Source organism: Pseudomonas sp. FH1 (assembly GCF_000510895.2).
Lineage (GTDB): Bacteria > Pseudomonadota > Gammaproteobacteria > Pseudomonadales > Pseudomonadaceae > Aquipseudomonas > Aquipseudomonas azotoformans_A.
Genome location: NZ_AOHM01000129.1, coordinates 230,109 through 246,452 on the forward strand (window position 1 = coordinate 230,109; position 16,344 = coordinate 246,452).

The 16,344-nt window shown below is 61.3% G+C and carries 15 protein-coding genes; 8 read left to right on the forward strand and 7 right to left on the reverse strand.

Annotated elements, in window-relative coordinates:
- The first annotated feature begins 52 nt into the window (after positions 1-52).
- A complete protein-coding gene (locus H096_RS28885; RefSeq protein ID WP_033902692.1) occupies positions 53-1,069 on the forward strand; it encodes a DUF4917 family protein in 1,017 nt (338 codons plus the stop codon).
- Here the strand turns inward: H096_RS28885 and H096_RS28890 are convergent, their stop codons facing one another.
- Complete coding sequence (locus H096_RS28890; protein ID WP_033902693.1) at positions 1,070-1,597, reverse strand: XRE family transcriptional regulator; 528 nt, start codon at positions 1,595-1,597, stop codon at positions 1,070-1,072.
- A 105-nt stretch (positions 1,598-1,702) separates the two neighbouring features.
- On the opposite strand from H096_RS28890, the gene H096_RS28895 reads away from it, so the two are divergent.
- From H096_RS28895 to H096_RS28920, 6 genes are all read left to right on the forward strand, one after another.
- On the forward strand, positions 1,703-2,485 hold the full coding sequence (locus H096_RS28895) for an aldolase (protein ID WP_033902694.1): 783 nt from the start codon (positions 1,703-1,705) through the stop codon (positions 2,483-2,485).
- A gap of 28 nt (positions 2,486-2,513) precedes the next feature.
- A complete protein-coding gene (locus H096_RS28900; protein ID WP_033902695.1) occupies positions 2,514-3,392 on the forward strand; it encodes a dihydrodipicolinate synthase family protein in 879 nt (292 codons plus the stop codon).
- Between the two features lie 115 nt (positions 3,393-3,507).
- The gene (locus H096_RS28905; RefSeq protein WP_033902696.1) at positions 3,508-4,047 is read left to right on the forward strand and encodes an RNA polymerase sigma factor; all 540 of its coding nucleotides are present in this window, start codon (positions 3,508-3,510) and stop codon (positions 4,045-4,047) included.
- Positions 4,044-5,012: a FecR domain-containing protein gene (locus H096_RS28910; RefSeq protein WP_033902697.1), complete on the forward strand. Its 969-nt coding sequence runs from the start codon at positions 4,044-4,046 to the stop codon at positions 5,010-5,012. The genes H096_RS28905 and H096_RS28910 overlap by 4 nt, the downstream gene beginning before the upstream one ends.
- A gap of 128 nt (positions 5,013-5,140) precedes the next feature.
- Positions 5,141-7,711, forward strand: a complete 2,571-nt coding sequence (locus H096_RS28915) for a TonB-dependent receptor (protein WP_033902698.1) — start codon at positions 5,141-5,143, stop codon at positions 7,709-7,711.
- A 103-nt stretch (positions 7,712-7,814) separates the two neighbouring features.
- Complete coding sequence (locus H096_RS28920) at positions 7,815-8,717, forward strand: DMT family transporter (protein WP_033902699.1); 903 nt, start codon at positions 7,815-7,817, stop codon at positions 8,715-8,717.
- Here H096_RS28920 and H096_RS28925 read toward each other — a convergent pair.
- The 4 genes from H096_RS28925 to H096_RS28940 form a co-directional block, all read right to left on the reverse strand.
- Complete coding sequence (locus H096_RS28925) at positions 8,705-9,922, reverse strand: SAM-dependent methyltransferase (RefSeq protein WP_033902700.1); 1,218 nt, start codon at positions 9,920-9,922, stop codon at positions 8,705-8,707. The genes H096_RS28920 and H096_RS28925 overlap by 13 nt on opposite strands.
- Positions 9,923-10,009: 87 nt before the next feature.
- The gene (locus tag H096_RS28930; protein WP_033902701.1) at positions 10,010-10,627 is read right to left on the reverse strand and encodes a TPM domain-containing protein; all 618 of its coding nucleotides are present in this window, start codon (positions 10,625-10,627) and stop codon (positions 10,010-10,012) included.
- Positions 10,628-10,655: 28 nt separating this feature from the next.
- Positions 10,656-11,384: a TPM domain-containing protein gene (locus tag H096_RS34790; RefSeq protein ID WP_033902702.1), complete on the reverse strand. Its 729-nt coding sequence runs from the start codon at positions 11,382-11,384 to the stop codon at positions 10,656-10,658.
- A gap of 18 nt (positions 11,385-11,402) precedes the next feature.
- Positions 11,403-12,014: a LemA family protein gene (locus tag H096_RS28940; protein WP_028619295.1), complete on the reverse strand. Its 612-nt coding sequence runs from the start codon at positions 12,012-12,014 to the stop codon at positions 11,403-11,405.
- A gap of 225 nt (positions 12,015-12,239) precedes the next feature.
- On the opposite strand from H096_RS28940, the gene bglX reads away from it, so the two are divergent.
- The gene (bglX, locus tag H096_RS28945) at positions 12,240-14,531 is read left to right on the forward strand and encodes a beta-glucosidase BglX (RefSeq protein WP_033902703.1); all 2,292 of its coding nucleotides are present in this window, start codon (positions 12,240-12,242) and stop codon (positions 14,529-14,531) included.
- A gap of 31 nt (positions 14,532-14,562) precedes the next feature.
- On the opposite strand, the gene H096_RS28950 is transcribed toward bglX, so the two are convergent.
- Together H096_RS28950 and H096_RS28955 are read right to left on the reverse strand one after the other, a co-directional pair.
- Positions 14,563-15,720: a phosphatidylserine/phosphatidylglycerophosphate/cardiolipin synthase family protein gene (locus tag H096_RS28950; RefSeq protein WP_033902704.1), complete on the reverse strand. Its 1,158-nt coding sequence runs from the start codon at positions 15,718-15,720 to the stop codon at positions 14,563-14,565.
- 1 nt (position 15,721) lies between these two features.
- Positions 15,722-16,312: a YceI family protein gene (locus H096_RS28955; protein ID WP_033902705.1), complete on the reverse strand. Its 591-nt coding sequence runs from the start codon at positions 16,310-16,312 to the stop codon at positions 15,722-15,724.
- Positions 16,313-16,344 lie beyond the last annotated feature (32 nt).

A 16,344-nucleotide genomic window follows, 5' to 3' on the forward strand; every position in this document is an offset into this window, starting at 1 on the left:
GCCGGGCCGTGATAAAGTCTCCGTCCAGCCGATTTCGAGTAGACCCGCCGCAATGAAGGATTTCCAGGATATTGACGCCCACCTTGAAGACTGGAGCGCACTGCGCAGCAGCACGGACTTCAGCGGGATTCTGATCGGCAATGGCGCGAGCCGTGCCATTTGGGAAGACTTCGCCTACGACTCGCTGTTCGAAAACGCCCGCACCGTTGAGGAAAAACCCCTCAGCCAATCCGAGCTCAGCGTGTTCGACGCCCTGCAAACCCGCAGTTTCGAGCAAGCCCTGGGCGCGTTGAAGACCACCAGCCGGGTCAACAAGGCCCTGGCGGTCAGCTCGGCGGCGCCGCGCAATCGTTATTACGCGATCAAGGAAGCCTTGATCAATACCATCCATGCCGTGCACATCCCGTGGCGCCTGGTGCAGCCGTCGACGCTGGCGACGATCAACGCTGAGCTGAAGCAATACTCGACGGTGTTCACCAGCAACTACGACCTGCTCAACTACTGGGCCATCCTACACGAGCCGGGCATCGACGACCTGTTCCGCAGCGCCGACGCCAGCTTCGACCTGCGCAATACCCGCACCGACGCCACGCGCATCCTCTACCTGCACGGAGGCCTGCACCTGGTGCGCAACCTGGATGGTACCGCGCGCAAATTGCCGACCACCGACAGTACCTTGCTCAGCAGCTTTGCGATCAACAACACGATCAAGACCCTCGATGATGTGCCGCTGTTTGTCAGCGAGGGCAAGGCTGAGGAAAAGCTCAAGACCCTCCGCAGTTCGGATTACCTGTCGTTCTGCTATGAGCAGTTGCTCAACCACGAAGGTGCACTGTGCATCTTTGGCCATGACCTGGGAGCGCAGGATAAACACCTGGTGGATGCGATTCGCCAGGCCAAGCTGACCACGCTGGCGATCTCGGTGTCGGGGCGCAGTGAGGGGTTTATCCGTCAGCAGAAGCGGCGGTATTCGGAGTTGTTCGACGGGACTGGCGTGGCACTGAAGTTCTTTGCAGCGCGCACGCATCCATTGGGCAACCCCGCACTGTCCGTCCCTGTCGAACGCTGATCACGCTTCGCTGCTGTGCACCACCACCAATAGCTGTGCCTGCACCGGCCCCACCGAGCGCAACCGATGGGGCTTCTGCGCATTGAAGTGCAGCGCATCGCCGCGCTCCAGGATCACCCGTTCGTTCATGAAATCCACCTCCACCTGGCCTTCGTGCACAAACAGAAACTCTTCCCCCACATGCTCCTTGAAGGTCTTGTCGGTGAACTCCGCCGGCGGGTAGATGATGAACGGCAGCAGGCTGCGTTCGCTGACCTGATGGGCCAGCACCGCATAGCCCGGTGACGTGTCCGGCCGCTCATGGCTGCGCACCAGGCTGTAGCTGTCGAGGCTGACGCTGTCTTCGCTGAACAACTCTTCGACCTTCACGTTCAGCGCCTTGGCCAGTTTCAGCGCGGCGGCAATCGACGGCGTATTGAGCCCGCGCTCGACCTTGGACAGGTAACTCTTGGTCATCCCGGACTTTTCGGCCAGGACATCCAAGGTCACACCAAGTTTTTTTCTCAATAATTTCAAACGGATAGACATGCGCTGCGATTAATCCATGCAGAAAGCGATGAGCTGTGCTTGCAAATGACACAAAGTGTCATATAGCATCGTTAGTGTCATTTGCAGCCACCAAGGGCACCCGATATGGCCAAGACATTAGCACTCCCGAAAGACCAACTGGTCAAGCAAGCACTGGTCCAGATGCAAAACACTCTGGCGGATAATACGTGGACCGTTCGGCAAAAGCTGGCGCTCACGTGTCGCATCCTGTTCGAGAACGGCCACGACTCCGGCCTGGCCGGGCAGATCACAGCGCGCGGGCCGGAGCAAGGCACCTATTACACTCAGCAATTGGGCCTGGGTTTTGATGAGATCACGGCCAGCAACCTGTTGCTGGTAAACGAGGACCTTGAAGTATTGGAAGGCCACGGCATTCCCAACCCGGCCAACCGTTTTCACAGTTGGGTGTACCGTGGGCGCCCGGATGTGAACTGCATCATCCACACTCACCCGACCCACATCGCCGCGCTGTCGATGCTGGAAGTGCCGCTGCAGGTGTCGCATATGGACCTCTGCCCGCTGTACGAAGACTGCGCCTTCCTGGAAGCCTGGCCAGGTGTGCCGGTGGGCAATGAGGAAGGGGAAATCATCACCACGGCACTGGGTGACAAACGCGCGATCCTGCTCTCACACCATGGCCAGTTGTCCACCGGGGCGAGCGTCGAGGAAGCCTGCGTGATCGCGCAGTTGATCGAGCGCGCGGCCAAATTGCAGTTGCTGGCGATGGCGGCTGGCACCATCAAGCCGATCCTGCCGGAACTGGGGCGCGAGGCCCATGACTGGATCTCCCGGCCCAAGCGCCACGGCGCCGCGTTCAACTACTACGCCCGGCAGAACCTGCGTCAACACGCCGATTGCCTGAACTGACTTGCCCTTTTTCGACCGGAGACTTCCCATGTCCAGCCCAACCATTCACGGCATCATCGGCTACACCATCACCCCGTTCAGCGCCGACAGCCAACGCATTGACCTCGACGCCCTCGGCCGCTCCATCGACCGCCTGATCGACGGCGGCGTACACGCCATCGCCCCTTTGGGCAGTACCGGTGAAGGTGCCTATTTGAGCGACGCCGAGTGGGACGAAGTCAGCGCCTACAGCCTGGCCAAAATCGCGCGGCGCGTGCCGACCATCGTCAGCGTGTCCGACCTCACCACCGCCAAAGCCGTACGCCGCGCCCGCTACGCCGAGGCCAATGGCGCCGATGTAGTGATGGTGCTGCCGACCTCCTACTGGAAACTCAGCGAAGCGGAAATCATCGCCCACTACGCCGCGATCGGCGACAGCATCGGCGTGCCGATCATGCTCTACAACAACCCGGCCACCAGCGGCACAGACATGTCGGTGGACCTGATCCTGCGCATCATCAAGCAGGTGACCAACGTGACCATGGTCAAGGAAAGCACTGGGGACATCCAGCGCATGCACCAACTGCATCGCCAGAGTGACGTGCCGTTCTACAACGGCTGCAACCCGCTGGCGCTGGAAGCCTTCGCGGCGGGTGCCAAGGGTTGGTGCACGGCGGCGCCGAACCTGATCCCACAGCTCAACCTGGCGTTGTATGAGGCGGTGTTGGCCAATGACCTGACCCAGGCACGGGAGCTGTTTTACCGCCAGTTGCCGTTACTGGACTTCATCCTCAGGGGTGGGTTGCCGGCGACCATCAAGGCCGGGTTGCGGTTGACCGGGTTGGAAGCGGGCGATCCGCGCCTGCCGGTGTTCCCACTGGGCGAAACCGGGATAGAACACTTGAGAAAACTGCTGACAACCGTCTGAAGCAGGCAGAAGGAGCCGGATATCCGGCTCCGACAAAATAAACGAGACAAATGACAATGGTTCTCGATACCATTCGCGACTTTCTCCACGTCGTGCTTCGTCAAGAAGGATATCCATGTCTCGTCCCAAGCCCGACCCGTTGTCGGCCGATGCCTTTCGCGGGTTCTATACAGACATCCTGTATTTCCTGCGCAAGCGCACCGACAACGCCAGCGACGCGGCGGACATGACCCAGGATGTCTTCACTCAGTGGCTGGACTACCGCGACCGGGCCAAGGTCGAGCAGCCACGGGCATTTCTGTTCCAGATGGCGCGCAACCTGCTGCGTGATCACTGGCGCAAACAGAAGGTACGGCACACCGTCCACTCCGATCAGGCCGAAATGGACGCCGAGCCGGTCACCGACGAGCAAAACGATCCCATGGCCGCCGTGCAGCGCTTGCAACGCCTGGAACAGTTGAAAGAAGTCCTCGCCGAACTCTCGCCCCGCAGGCGAGAAGCCCTTATGCTGCACCGCTTCGAAGGCTTGAGCCAGGCGCAGATCGCCGCGCGCATGGGCATTTCGACCAGCATGGTGGAAAAGCACATCGCTTTTGCCCTGCTGCATTGCAAGCGACGCCTTCAACACGAACCCGGCACGGAGCAGCCAGAATGAACCGCCTGAGCGACACCGACGTGCTCGACATCGAAGACAGCGACGCCATCGATGCCCAAGCCGCCAGCTGGTTTGCCCGCAACCGCAATAATGACGCGGGGCGTGCCGACCGCAAGGCTTTTGCCGCCTGGCAAGCCGAGCCCGCCCACGCCCGCGCCTATGCCGAATTCGAGCAACTGTGGGCCGACCTGGCCCAGTTGCAGCAACTGAACAAACCCGTGGCGCTGCCCAAGCGCAAACCGTCGGCATGGCGCCCTGCCCTGGCCGTGGCCGCCGCCCTGTTATGCGCGGTCATGACCACGCCTATCGGCGCGCCCCGCGAGCTGTATCACACCCAGGTCGCAGCCCACGCCAAAGGCATGCGCACCCTCAACCTGCCCGACGGCAGCACCTTGTATGTGAATGCCAACACCCGCGTGCGCGTAGATTTCACCGCGCACCAACGCATCGTGCACTTGGACAAGGGCCAGCTGTACCTCGAAGTGGCCGCCGACAAGGAACGACCGCTGTTCGTGCAAGCCGGCGAGGCCAATGTACGCGTGGTCGGCACCGGCTTCGATGTGCGCCGCAGCCAGCAGCAACTGGTGGTCAGCGTCGCCCATGGGCAGGTCGCATTCGAGCCGGATGCCAAAAGCCCCGTCACCCTATTGGGTGCGCAGCAGCGCGCGATCTTCAGCTACGCCAAAGGCACGTTGCAGCAGCAAACCCTCACCGCCGAGGAGGTCGCCGACTGGCGCAGCGGCCACCTGTCGTTTCGCAACCGCGAGTTGGCCAGCCTGATCGATGAGCTGAGCCTGTATCGCCCACAGGCGCCGTTGCAGGTCAGCAACGCCGTGGCGCACTTGAAGGTCTCGGGCAATCTGGATGTGAATGATCCCGACGCGCTGCTCAACGCCCTGCCTGCCCTGCTGCCGGTGAAAACCGTGGCGTCGGCCGATGGCATCGTAAGGATCGAACCGAAATAACCCTGCAACATTCTTATTTGAGAATATTTTGCATTCACAGGTGTGGTTTTTTCGACCAGCCCCGTCTTCCCCCGGTCTGCGTTTGATACGCACACCTTTTCGGCCATTTGGCCACACCGGGGGATTTCATGTTTCGCGCGCCTTGCCACGCTTTGCACCTGCTTCTTCGACCGACGCTCATCGCTAGCTGCCTGGTATTGAGCCTCAGTGCCCAGGCCGAATCGCTCACGCTGCAACTGCCTGCGCAGTCGCTGGCCACGTCCCTGAGCCAGGTGGCGCAGCAGGCGAAAATCCAGTTGCTGTTCGATGAAGAACTGCTCAAGAACGTGCAGGCGCCGGCACTCAACGGCGACTTCACGCCGGAAGTGGCGATTCGCACCCTGCTGAAAAACGGCGAGTTCACCCTGATCAAGGTCGGGAGCACCTACGTCGTGCGCCCGGACGAGGGCAAGACCACCAACAGCGGTGCCATCCAACTGGATGCACTGAGCGTGATCGGCACCGGCACGCAGGTCGACTCCGTCACCGTAGGCCGCTCGACTTTAAGCCAGGCGGACATCAACCGTTACCAACCGAATAATATTCCCGCGCTGCTGCAAACCCTGCCGGGTGTGTTTATGGGAGGCTCGCCCAAACCGGGTGGCCAGACCATCAACATTCGAGGCATGGGCGAGGCCGAAGACATACCGATGACCGTCGATGGCGCCACCAAAAGCGGCTTCGAGCGCTATCAGCAGGGCACCGTGTTTATCGAGCCCGAATTGATCAAGAGAATCGAAGTGGAGAAAGGCCCCTACTCGGCCTTTACCGGTAACGGCGGCTTCGGTGGCACGGTACACATGGAAACCAAGGATGCGCCAGACCTGCTTGAAGACGGCCGCAATGCCGGGGCGATGCTCAAGTATGGTTATTCGAGCAATGACCACGAACAGGTCTACAGCTCGGCCATCTACGGCCGCACCGATGATGCTCGCTTCGACGGCCTGGCCTACATCACTCAGCGCGACGGCGGCGACATGAAGCTGGCAGCCACCCCGCCGGACAAGTACAACGAGTTTCCGATCAACCCCAAGCGCCTGCCCAACAGCGCGCAGAATGTCGACGGCGCCTTGTTCAAGGTCAACGCACATTTTACCGACGAACACAGTATGGGGCTGTCGTATTCGCGCTCGCGAAGCCAGCGCTGGACGCCCTTCTCGGCCAAAAGCTACCCCACGCCACCGCTGCAATCGGCGATTGACCGTTACGGCTACGAAGGCGCGCTCAAACGCTTCCTGGCGGATCGCGAAACCATCGACACCACATATTCGGGCAAATATGAATACAAGCCCCTGGACAACCCGTTGGTGGATTTGAAACTCAGCTACTCCGTGTCCGATACCGACCAGACCGATGAGCGCAACGAAAATGCCTCGTTCTCCCTGGCCACCGGCGGGCGCAAGATGGACACTTCCTACAACGACAAGATTCTGGAAGCGCGCAACATCAGCCTGTTCACCACCGGGCCACTGGAACACGCGGTGACCACGGGCGTGCAGATCCGCAAACACATCCGCGAGACCGAAAGCTGGATGCCCGGTGCCGCCTACAACACGCCCCGCTATAACTACGGGCACTTCCAGCCCTATTTCATGCCCCACGGCAAAGTCGACACCAACTCGCTCTACCTTCAGGACGCCGTGACCATCGGCGACGTGACCATCACCCCGTCCCTGCGCTACGACCACGTGCGCAACCGTGGCGAAGCCAATGATGCGCCTTACTACAGCAATCCGAATCCGTCTTTCGGGCATGACTACAGCGACCGTACCTACACCGGCTGGTCGCCACGCCTGGCAGCCTACTGGAACATCACGCCGGATGTGGCAATGTTCGCCAGCTGGAACAAAACCTGGCGCGCCCCGGTGATCGACGAACAGTACGAAGTGCAAGGCATCGGCAGCCGAACCGCCACCAGTGTCGACCTTGACCCGGAACGCATCACCGCGATCACCGCGGGCAACGTCACCAACTTCTCCGGTGTTTTCACCCGCGAAGACAACCTGCAACTACGCACCACGCTGTTCCACAACCGTATCGAGGATGAAATCTTCAAGGCGACCGGTATCGGCTGCGAGCGGCAGAACTCGGTCCCGGGCAGTATCGATACGGTCTGCGGTGGAGATATGGCCGCCAAATCCAACTACCGCAACGTCGGCGGTATGACCATCAAGGGTTTCGAGGTTGAGGGTTACTACGACTCCACTTACCTGTTCGGCTCCCTGTCCTATTCCTGGGCCACCGGCAAGCGCGACAACCCTTACACCAACCCATGGGCCACCGGTACTCACGTGTGGGCGCGTGATATTCCACCGGCCAAATGGGTGGTGGTACTAGGCACCAAGATCCCGAGCTGGGACGCTCAAGTGGGCTGGCAGGGACAGTTCGTACGCAAGACCGACCGTCTTCCCAGCGACAAATACTCAAGCAGCCTCAACAGCGTGGCCGGCGACAGCTTCTACGACCAGTACGACAACGCCAGTTACGATACCCAGGGCCTGTTCGCCAGTTGGAAACCGCAGCAGGCCGGCCTCAAGGGTACCGAGGTCAACTTCACCGTCGACAACTTGTTCAACCGCAACTACCGCCCCGCCCTCAGCGGCGACCGTGCCTACAGTGAGGGGCGCAACGCCAAGGTCAGCATCACCCGTTTCTTCTGAAAAACTGTACGGATAAATCCGCACGCAGCTGTAAGCCCGCAATCGGCGGGGGATGTGGCTAGATGGGCTTCCCTTGAAGCCCTCTAGATTTCGGTTCTTCCCCATGAGCTCGCGCGAAAACACCGGCATGGCCCTCGGCCTGCTGGGCGTCATCATCTTCAGCCTGACCCTGCCCTTCACCCGCATCGTGGTGCAGGAAATCCACCCGTTGCTCAACGGCCTGGGCCGCGCGTTGTTCGCGGCAATCCCGGCGGCGGCGCTGTTGCTGTGGCGCCGTGAGCGCTGGCCGACCTGGCGCCAGGTGCGCGGGCTGTGCCTGGTGATCGCGGGCGTGATCCTGGGTTTCCCGGTGCTGTCGGCCTGGGCCATGCAGACCTTGCCGGCGTCCCATGGCGCGCTGGTCAACGGCCTGCAACCGCTGTGCGTGGCGCTGTACGCGGCGTGGCTGTCCCATGAGCGGCCGTCGAAAGCCTTCTGGGCCTGTGCGGCGCTGGGCAGTGGCTTGGTGTTGAGCTACGCGTTGATCACCGGCGCCGGCAGTATCCAGGCCGGTGATTTGCTGATGCTCGGTGCAATCGCGGTGGGCGGCCTGGGTTATGCCGAAGGCGGCCGATTGGCCAAGGAGATGGGCGGCTGGCAGGTGATCTGTTGGGCGCTGGTACTGTCGACGCCCGTGCTGATCGGGCCGGTGTGGTACCTGGCGGCGCAGCATCAAGGGGCGATTTCCATGCGCGCCTGGTGGGCGTTTGGCTACGTGTCGCTGTTCTCGCAGTTCCTGGGGTTCTTTGCCTGGTACGCCGGGTTGGCCATGGGCGGGATTGCGCGGGTCAGCCAGATCCAGCTGTTGCAGATCTTCTTCACCATCGCGTTTTCGGCGCTGTTCTTTGGCGAACACATCGAGCCAATCACCTGGCTGTTTGCCTGTGGGGTGATCGTGACGGTGATGCTGGGGCGCAAGACGGCGGTGCAGCCTGCGCCCGTGGCTGTGGCCGATCAGGCCAGGTAGCCATCCGCGCGCAGCAGGGTTTCCAGGCAATGTTCGGTGATGTGGTAGAACGCTTTAAGCGCCTGGATTTTCTCCAGCAACTGCGCGTTGTCCACAGGCTCGGCGCGCTTGACCGCCAGAATCATCTTGTTCTTGTTGGTGTGTTCCAACGAGATGAACTCAAACACCTTGGTCTCATACCCACAGGCTTCGAGGAACAGCGCACGCAAGCTGTCGGTGACCATTTCGGCCTGTTGGCCCAGGTGCAGGCCGTATTGCAGCATCGGCTTGAGCAGCAGTGGGCTCTGGATCTGCAGGCGAATCTGCTTGTGGCAGCACGGCGAGCACATGATGATCGACGCGCCGGAACGGATGCCGGTGTGGATCGCGTAGTCCGTGGCAATGTCGCAGGCATGCAGGGCGATCATCACGTCCAGTTCGCTGGGCGCCACACTGCGTACATCGCCGCACTTGAACACCAGCCCCGGATGCTCCAGGCGGGCGGCCGCTGAGTTGCACAGGGTCACCATGTCTTCGCGCAGCTCGACGCCGGTCACTTCGCCCTCGGCCTTGAGGGTGTTGCGCAGGTAGTCGTGAATCGCGAACGTCAGGTAGCCCTTGCCCGAGCCGAAGTCAGCGACACGCACCGGCTGGTCCAGCTTCAAAGGCGACGAGGTGAGCGCGTGGCTGAACACTTCGATGAACTTGTTGATCTGCTTCCACTTGCGCGACATCGACGGGATCAGCGCCTGCTTGGCGTCGGTCACACCGAGGTCGGCGAGGAATGGCCGGCTCAGGTCGAGGAAGCGATTCTTCTCGCGGTTATGCTCAGCCGACGGCGCTTCACGCAGTTGCTGTGGCTTGCTTTTGAACAGCGAGCTTTTGTTCTTCTTGCTGTATTCCAGCTGGGCTTCGTCAGTCAGCGACAGCAGGTGCGCGTTCTTGAACTGCGCCGGCAGCAACGCGGCAATCGCTGCCACACCTTCGGCCTGCGGGAAGTTCTTGGTGATGTCGCGGGTCTTGTAGCGGTAGACGAAGGACAGGCACGCCTGCTCCTTGACCGTGACCGGCTTGATGATCAGCCGCTGCAACTCGGCTTCCTCACCGACGTACTTGGCCAGCACCAGCTTGATAAAGGCGTTTTGCGCGAGGCTTGCGCTGAGCAGTTCAATGAACTGGGCGTGATGATCCGGCGCAGGGCGGGCAGGTTGAGCGGTGACAGACATGAACAAAAACGCCTCGGGCAGGGAATGCCGGGCATTTTAGGGGGGATAGCCCGCCAGGGCACGGAGTTATTTGACCAGCGGTACGCCTTACTCCAGCACCACCAATCGATTGGGCAGTTCATTGCGGGTTTGCGTCACCGGCACATGCACCTTCAACAACTCGCCGCAGGCTTCGATGCAGTCGATAAACCCCGCCAACGTCTGCCCCTGTTTCACCTGCTGGGTAAACGCCTTGACGATCACATCCCAACTGCCGTCATCCAGGCGCTTGGAAATGCCGTCATCCACCAGAATCTCCACGTACCGCTCCGCCTCGCTGACAAAAATCAGCACGCCGGTGCTGCCCAGGGTGTGGTGCAGATTCTGCTCCAGGAACTGCCGCCGCGCCAGGTTGGACGCACGCCAGTGGCGCACCGAACGGGGGATCAACCGCGTGGTCACCTTGGGCAAACGGAACACCAGGCACAACACGATGAATGTCGCCCATTGCGCCAACAGCAAGGTGTACATGGTCAGGTAACCCGACAAGTAATGCACCACGCCGGGCACCACCAACGCGATCAGACTGGCCCACAACAGCGGGATATAAGCGTAGTCGTCGGCGCGGGCGGCCAATACGGTCACCAGCTCCGCGTCGGTGGTTTTCTCGACGCGGGCGATCGCTTCCGCGACTTGGCGCTGCTCGTGTTCAGTCAGTAATGCCATGGTTGTGCTTGCTCTCTCATTATTATCATCACCAGCCGCCTGAAGCCCCGCCGCCGCCGAAGCCGCCACCGCCGCCCCGAAAACCACCGCCGCCTCTCCCGCCGCCACCGCCACGGCCGCTGCTGCTGAGAATCGCCAGCAAAATAGCGCCCACCGGCAGCCCCATGCGATTGCACAGCCACAACACGCCGATCAGCAGGATAAACAGGCCGATGGAAAACCCGGGATTATCCTTGGCAAAGTTGGCATCCGCCACATGCGCCGGCACCGCCAGTGGCTCGCCGCCCACCACCTGCACCATCGCGGCCACGCCGTCGCTGATGCCTTTGCTGTAGTGACCGGCCTTGAACGCCGGCGCAATCACCTGGTTGATGATCACCCACGACTGCGCATCGGTGAGCACACCTTCCAGGCCATAGCCGACTTCGATGCGCAATTTGCGCTCATCGCGGGCGACGATCAACAGCGCGCCGTTGTCCTTGCCCTTCTGGCCGATACCCCACTCGCGGCCCAATTGATAACCGAAGTCCTCAATGGGCACGCCCTGCAGGTCAGGCACGGTGACCACCACGATCTGGTCGCCGGAGGTCTGCTCCAGCGCCTGCAACTGCTGGGTCAGTTGCTGGCGCGTGGCCGGGTCGATCATCTGGGCGTTGTCCACCACCCGCCCGGTCAGCGCCGGGAAGGTCAGCGCTGCCTGGGCCGCACCGACGCAGGCCAACAGCCACAACGCCAGGCCTATCCGTAATAAACGCATCGACACCTCAGTGCAGCCTTATTTGAACTTCACTTGCGGCGCTTTATCGGCATCGGCACTGGTGGCTTCAAACGTGGCGCGGATCGGCAAGTCGCTGTACATCACGCTGTGCCACAGGCGGCCAGGGAACGTGCGGATCTCGGTGTTATAGGCCTGCACCGCCTGGATAAAGTCGCGGCGAGCCACGGCGATACGGTTCTCAGTGCCTTCAAGCTGGGATTGCAGGGCCAGGAAGTTCTGGTTGGCCTTCAGGTCCGGGTAGCGCTCGGACACCACCATCAAGCGGCTGAGTGCGCCGCTCAAGCCATCTTGGGCCTGCTGGAACTGCTTGAGTTTTTCCGGGTTGTCGAGGGTGCTCGCATCCACCTGGATCGAGGTGGCCTTGGCCCGCGCTTCAATCACGGCGGTGAGGGTGTCTTGCTCATGGGCGGCGTAGCCCTTGACCACTTCCACCAGGTTGGGGATCAGGTCGGCGCGGCGTTGGTACTGGTTCTGCACCTGGCCCCAGGCCGCCTTGGCCTGTTCATCCAGTGTGGGAATGTTGTTGATGCCGCAACCACTCAATACGGTACTAATTAGTAACAAAACTGCGGCTTTCACGCCCCAGCGGTAGCCTTGTGCTGCTTGCATGGTGTTTCTCCTGGCGAACCTTGGTGGAATGTGGCAACGGTAAGGCATAATCCGCTGCCGCGACTGGATTGCATCAGATCAATCAGCTAAAAAGATGCCCAGCACAAATAAGAGTTCAGAAGTGTGGTGCATTTTCTGCAATAACACTCGAACAACAACATATGTTCCCCACATTTTGGCAGATCAGCGCATTTTCGCTGTGCAGTGAGCCGAAAAAGGATATTCATGAAAAAGCTGTGTTTGCTCGGCCTTGTTGCCACTCTGGCCAGTCACCCCGTATGGGCAGAAACAAAGCCTGCTGCGCTTAAAGACAAGGACGCCTTCGTCAGCGACCTGCTCAAGCAGATGACCCTGGATGAAAAGATCGGCCAATTGCGCCTGATCAGCATCGGCCCCGAAATGCCCCGCGAACTGATCCGCAAGGAAATCGCCGCCGGCCGCATCGGCGGCACCTTCAACTCCATCACCCGCCCGGAAAACCGTCCGATGCAGGACGCGGCGATGCGCAGCCGCCTGAAGATCCCGATGTTCTTCGCCTACGACGTGATCCACGGCCACCGCACGATTTTCCCGATCAGCCTGGCCCTGGCCTCCAGCTGGGACATGGACGCCATCGGCCGCTCCGGACGCATCGCCGCCCAGGAAGCCGCCGCCGACAGCCTCGACATCACCTTTGCGCCGATGGTCGACATCTCCCGCGACCCACGCTGGGGCCGCACTTCCGAAGGCTTCGGTGAAGACACCTACCTGGTTTCACGCATCGCCGAAGTGATGGTCAAGGCGTTCCAGGGTGTGAGCCCGGCGAATGCCGACAGCATCATGGCCAGCGTCAAGCACTTCGCCTTGTATGGCGCGGTGGAAGGCGGCCGCGACTACAACGTGGTCGACATGAGCCCGGTCAAGATGTACCAGGACTACCTGCCGCCCTACCACGCGGCGATCAAGGCCGGTTCCGGCGGCGTGATGGTGGCGCTGAACTCGATCAACGGCGTGCCCGCCACCGCCAACACCTGGCTGATGAACGACCTGCTGCGCAAGGACTGGGGCTTCAAGGGCCTGGCCGTGAGCGACCACGGCGCGATCTTCGAGCTGATCAAGCACGGCGTGGCCAAGGACGGGCGTGAAGCCGCCAAGCTGGCGATCAAGGCCGGCATCGACATGAGCATGAACGACTCGCTGTACGGCAAGGAATTGCCCGGCCTGCTCAAGTCCGGCGAGATCGAGCAGAGCGACATCGACAACGCCGTGCGCGAAGTGCTCGGCGCCAAGTACGACATGGGATTGTTCAAAGACCCGTACCTGCGCATCGGCAAGGCCGAGGATGACCCGGCAGACACCTACGCCGAAAGCCGCCTGCACCGCGCCGAAGCCCGCGACATCGCCCGCCGCAGCCTGGTGCTGCTGAAAAACCAGAACAACACGCTGCCGTTGAAGAAATCCGCGACCATCGCCCTGGTCGGCCCGCTGGCCAAGGCGCCGATCGACATGATGGGCAGTTGGGCTGCCGCCGGTAAGCCGGAACAATCGGTCACCCTGCTCGACGGCTTGAACGCGGTGATCGGCGAGAAAGGCAAGATCATCTACGCCCGTGGCGCCAACATCACCAACGACAAGGCCGTGGTCGACTACCTGAATTTCCTCAACTTCGATGCACCGGAAGTGGTGGATGACACCCGCCCAGCCCAGGTGATGATCGACGAGGCCGTCAAGGCCGCCAAGGATGCCGATGTGGTGGTGGCTGCCGTGGGCGAGTCCCGTGGCATGTCCCATGAATCCTCAAGCCGCACCGACCTGAACATCCCGCAAAGCCAGCGCGACTTGATCAAGGCCCTGAAGGCCACCGGCAAGCCGCTGGTGCTGGTGCTGATGAACGGCCGTCCCCTGTCGATTCTCGAAGAGAACCAACAGGCCGACGCGATCCTGGAAACCTGGTTCGCCGGCACCGAAGGCGGCAACGCGATTGCCGACGTACTGTTCGGTGACTACAACCCGTCGGGCAAATTGCCGATCACCTTCCCACGCTCGGTGGGGCAGATTCCGACCTACTACAACCACCTGACCATCGGCCGGCCGTTCACCCCAGGCAAGCCGGGCAACTACACCTCGCAGTACTTCGATGACACCACCGGTCCCCTGTTCCCGTTCGGCTACGGCTTGAGCTACACCACGTTCGGCCTGTCGGACATGGCGTTGTCGTCCACCACCCTGAACAAGACCGGCAAGCTCGACGCCAGTGTCACCGTGACCAACACCGGCAAGGTGGACGGCGAAACCGTGGTGCAGTTGTATATCCAGGACGTGGCCGGTTCGATGATCCGCCCGATCAAGGAGCTGAAGAACTTCCAGAAGGTCATGCTCAAGGCCGGCGAAGAGCGAACCCTGCACTTCACCATCACCGAGGAAGACTTGAAGTTCTACAACACCCAGCTCAAGTTCGCCGCGGAACCGGGTGAGTTCAATGTGCAGATCGGGTTGGATTCGCAGGATGTGCAGCAGCAGACGTTCGAACTGCTCTGATTTAAAGCTGTAGACGCGGTCAGTGTTTAAGCTAGCCGCGTCTATCCAGTAAATTCACCACCAACCGATCAATCCACCCCCACACCCGCTGCTTTACCCGCCGCCACAACGGCCGCGACTTCCACGCCTCCAGGCTCACTGCCAGGCTTTGCGCGAAATCCCGCTCGAAACTGCCCGCCACCGCCCGCGTCAACTCAGGGTCCAACGCCTCCAGGTTGGCGTCCAGGTTGAAGCGCAGGTTCCAGTGGTCGAAATTGCACGAGCCCACGCTGACCCAGTCATCCACCAGCACCATTTTCAGGTGCAGGAAACACGGTTGGTATTCAAAGATCTGCACGCCCGAACGCAGCAAGCGCGGGTAATAACGGTGGCCGGCATAACGCACGGACGGGTGATCGGTGCGCGGGCCGGTGAGCAGCAAACGCACATCAACGCCGCGCCCCGCCGCCCGACGTAACGCACGGCGTACGCCCCAGGTGGGCAGAAAATACGGGGTCGCCAACCAGATCCGCTGTTTGCCGCTGTTCAGCGCACGGATCAGCGATTGCAGAATATCCCGGTGTTGTCGGGCGTCGGCGTAGGCGACGCGGCCTAGCCCCGGCCCGGTGGCCGGCATCCTGGGCAAGCGTGGCAAGCCAAAATGGGTGGCGGGTTTCCAGGCGCGGCGCGCGTTGTTGGCGTGCCATTGACGGTCGAACAATGCTTGCCAGTCCTGCACCAACGGGCCGCTGATCTGCACCATGACTTCATGCCAGTCGGCGCTGTCATTGCCCGGCGTCCAGAACTCGTCGGTCACGCCAGTGCCGCCGACAAAGGCGATGCTCTGGTCGATCAATAACAGTTTGCGATGGTCGCGGTACAGATTGCGCATCCAACGGCGCCAGCTCAGGCGATTGTAGAAACGCAGTTCTACACCCGCGTCGGTCAAGCGTTTACGCAGCCCGAGGGTAAACGCCAGGCTGCCGTAATCATCGAACAGGCAGCGCACCTGCACGCCGCGTTCGGCGGCGAGCACCAACGCTTGCACCATGGCTTCGGCACAGCTCCCGGCTTCCACCAGGTACAACTCCAGCTCGACTTGCTGCTCGGCGCGGGCAATGTCCACCAGCATCTGCGGGAAGAAATTCGGCCCGTCGATCAGCAATTCGAAACGGTTGGCGCTGCGCCAGGGGAACACCGCGCCGCTCATGTCAGCGCGCCGTGAAGATCAGCACCGCACCCACCGGCACCGACAGACTGATCGACTTGAGCCCCGCCGCCTTGCGCATCGCCGCCACACCCGGCGCCAGGTCAAAGTCCTCGGCATGCATCACCAGCGGTTCCAGGGTCACCACCTGGAAGCGTCGGTCGTCCAAGCGCGTGGCCAACAGCTCGGCGCTGTAGGTTTGGGTCTTGCCGTGCAGGGTCACGGACAACGGCAGGCGCAATTCCAATTGCGCGCCAGGGGCCAAATCGTTGATCGGTTGCAGGTTGATTTGCGCGTTGATCAACGCATCGGGAAAAGTCTTGATCTCGAACAACTGGTTGCGCATGCGCTCGTCGCGCAGCGGGATGCCACTGTTGACCGACTCCAGCTCCACCTCAAGTTGCGCCGCGCCCTTGCTGTCGACCTTCCCGTGCAACACCAGGAAGCGCTGCACTTCAGCGATTTCGGTGTTCTTGGTGGTGACGAAGGACAGACGCGAGGACTCTTTATCCAGGTACCAGTCGGCATGGGCAGGCACAGCGGCGGCGGCCAACAGGGCCAAGGCCAGGGGTTTGATCACAGAAGCGTTGAACATTGAAGACTCATGGGGCGAAAAACCTGAACGAA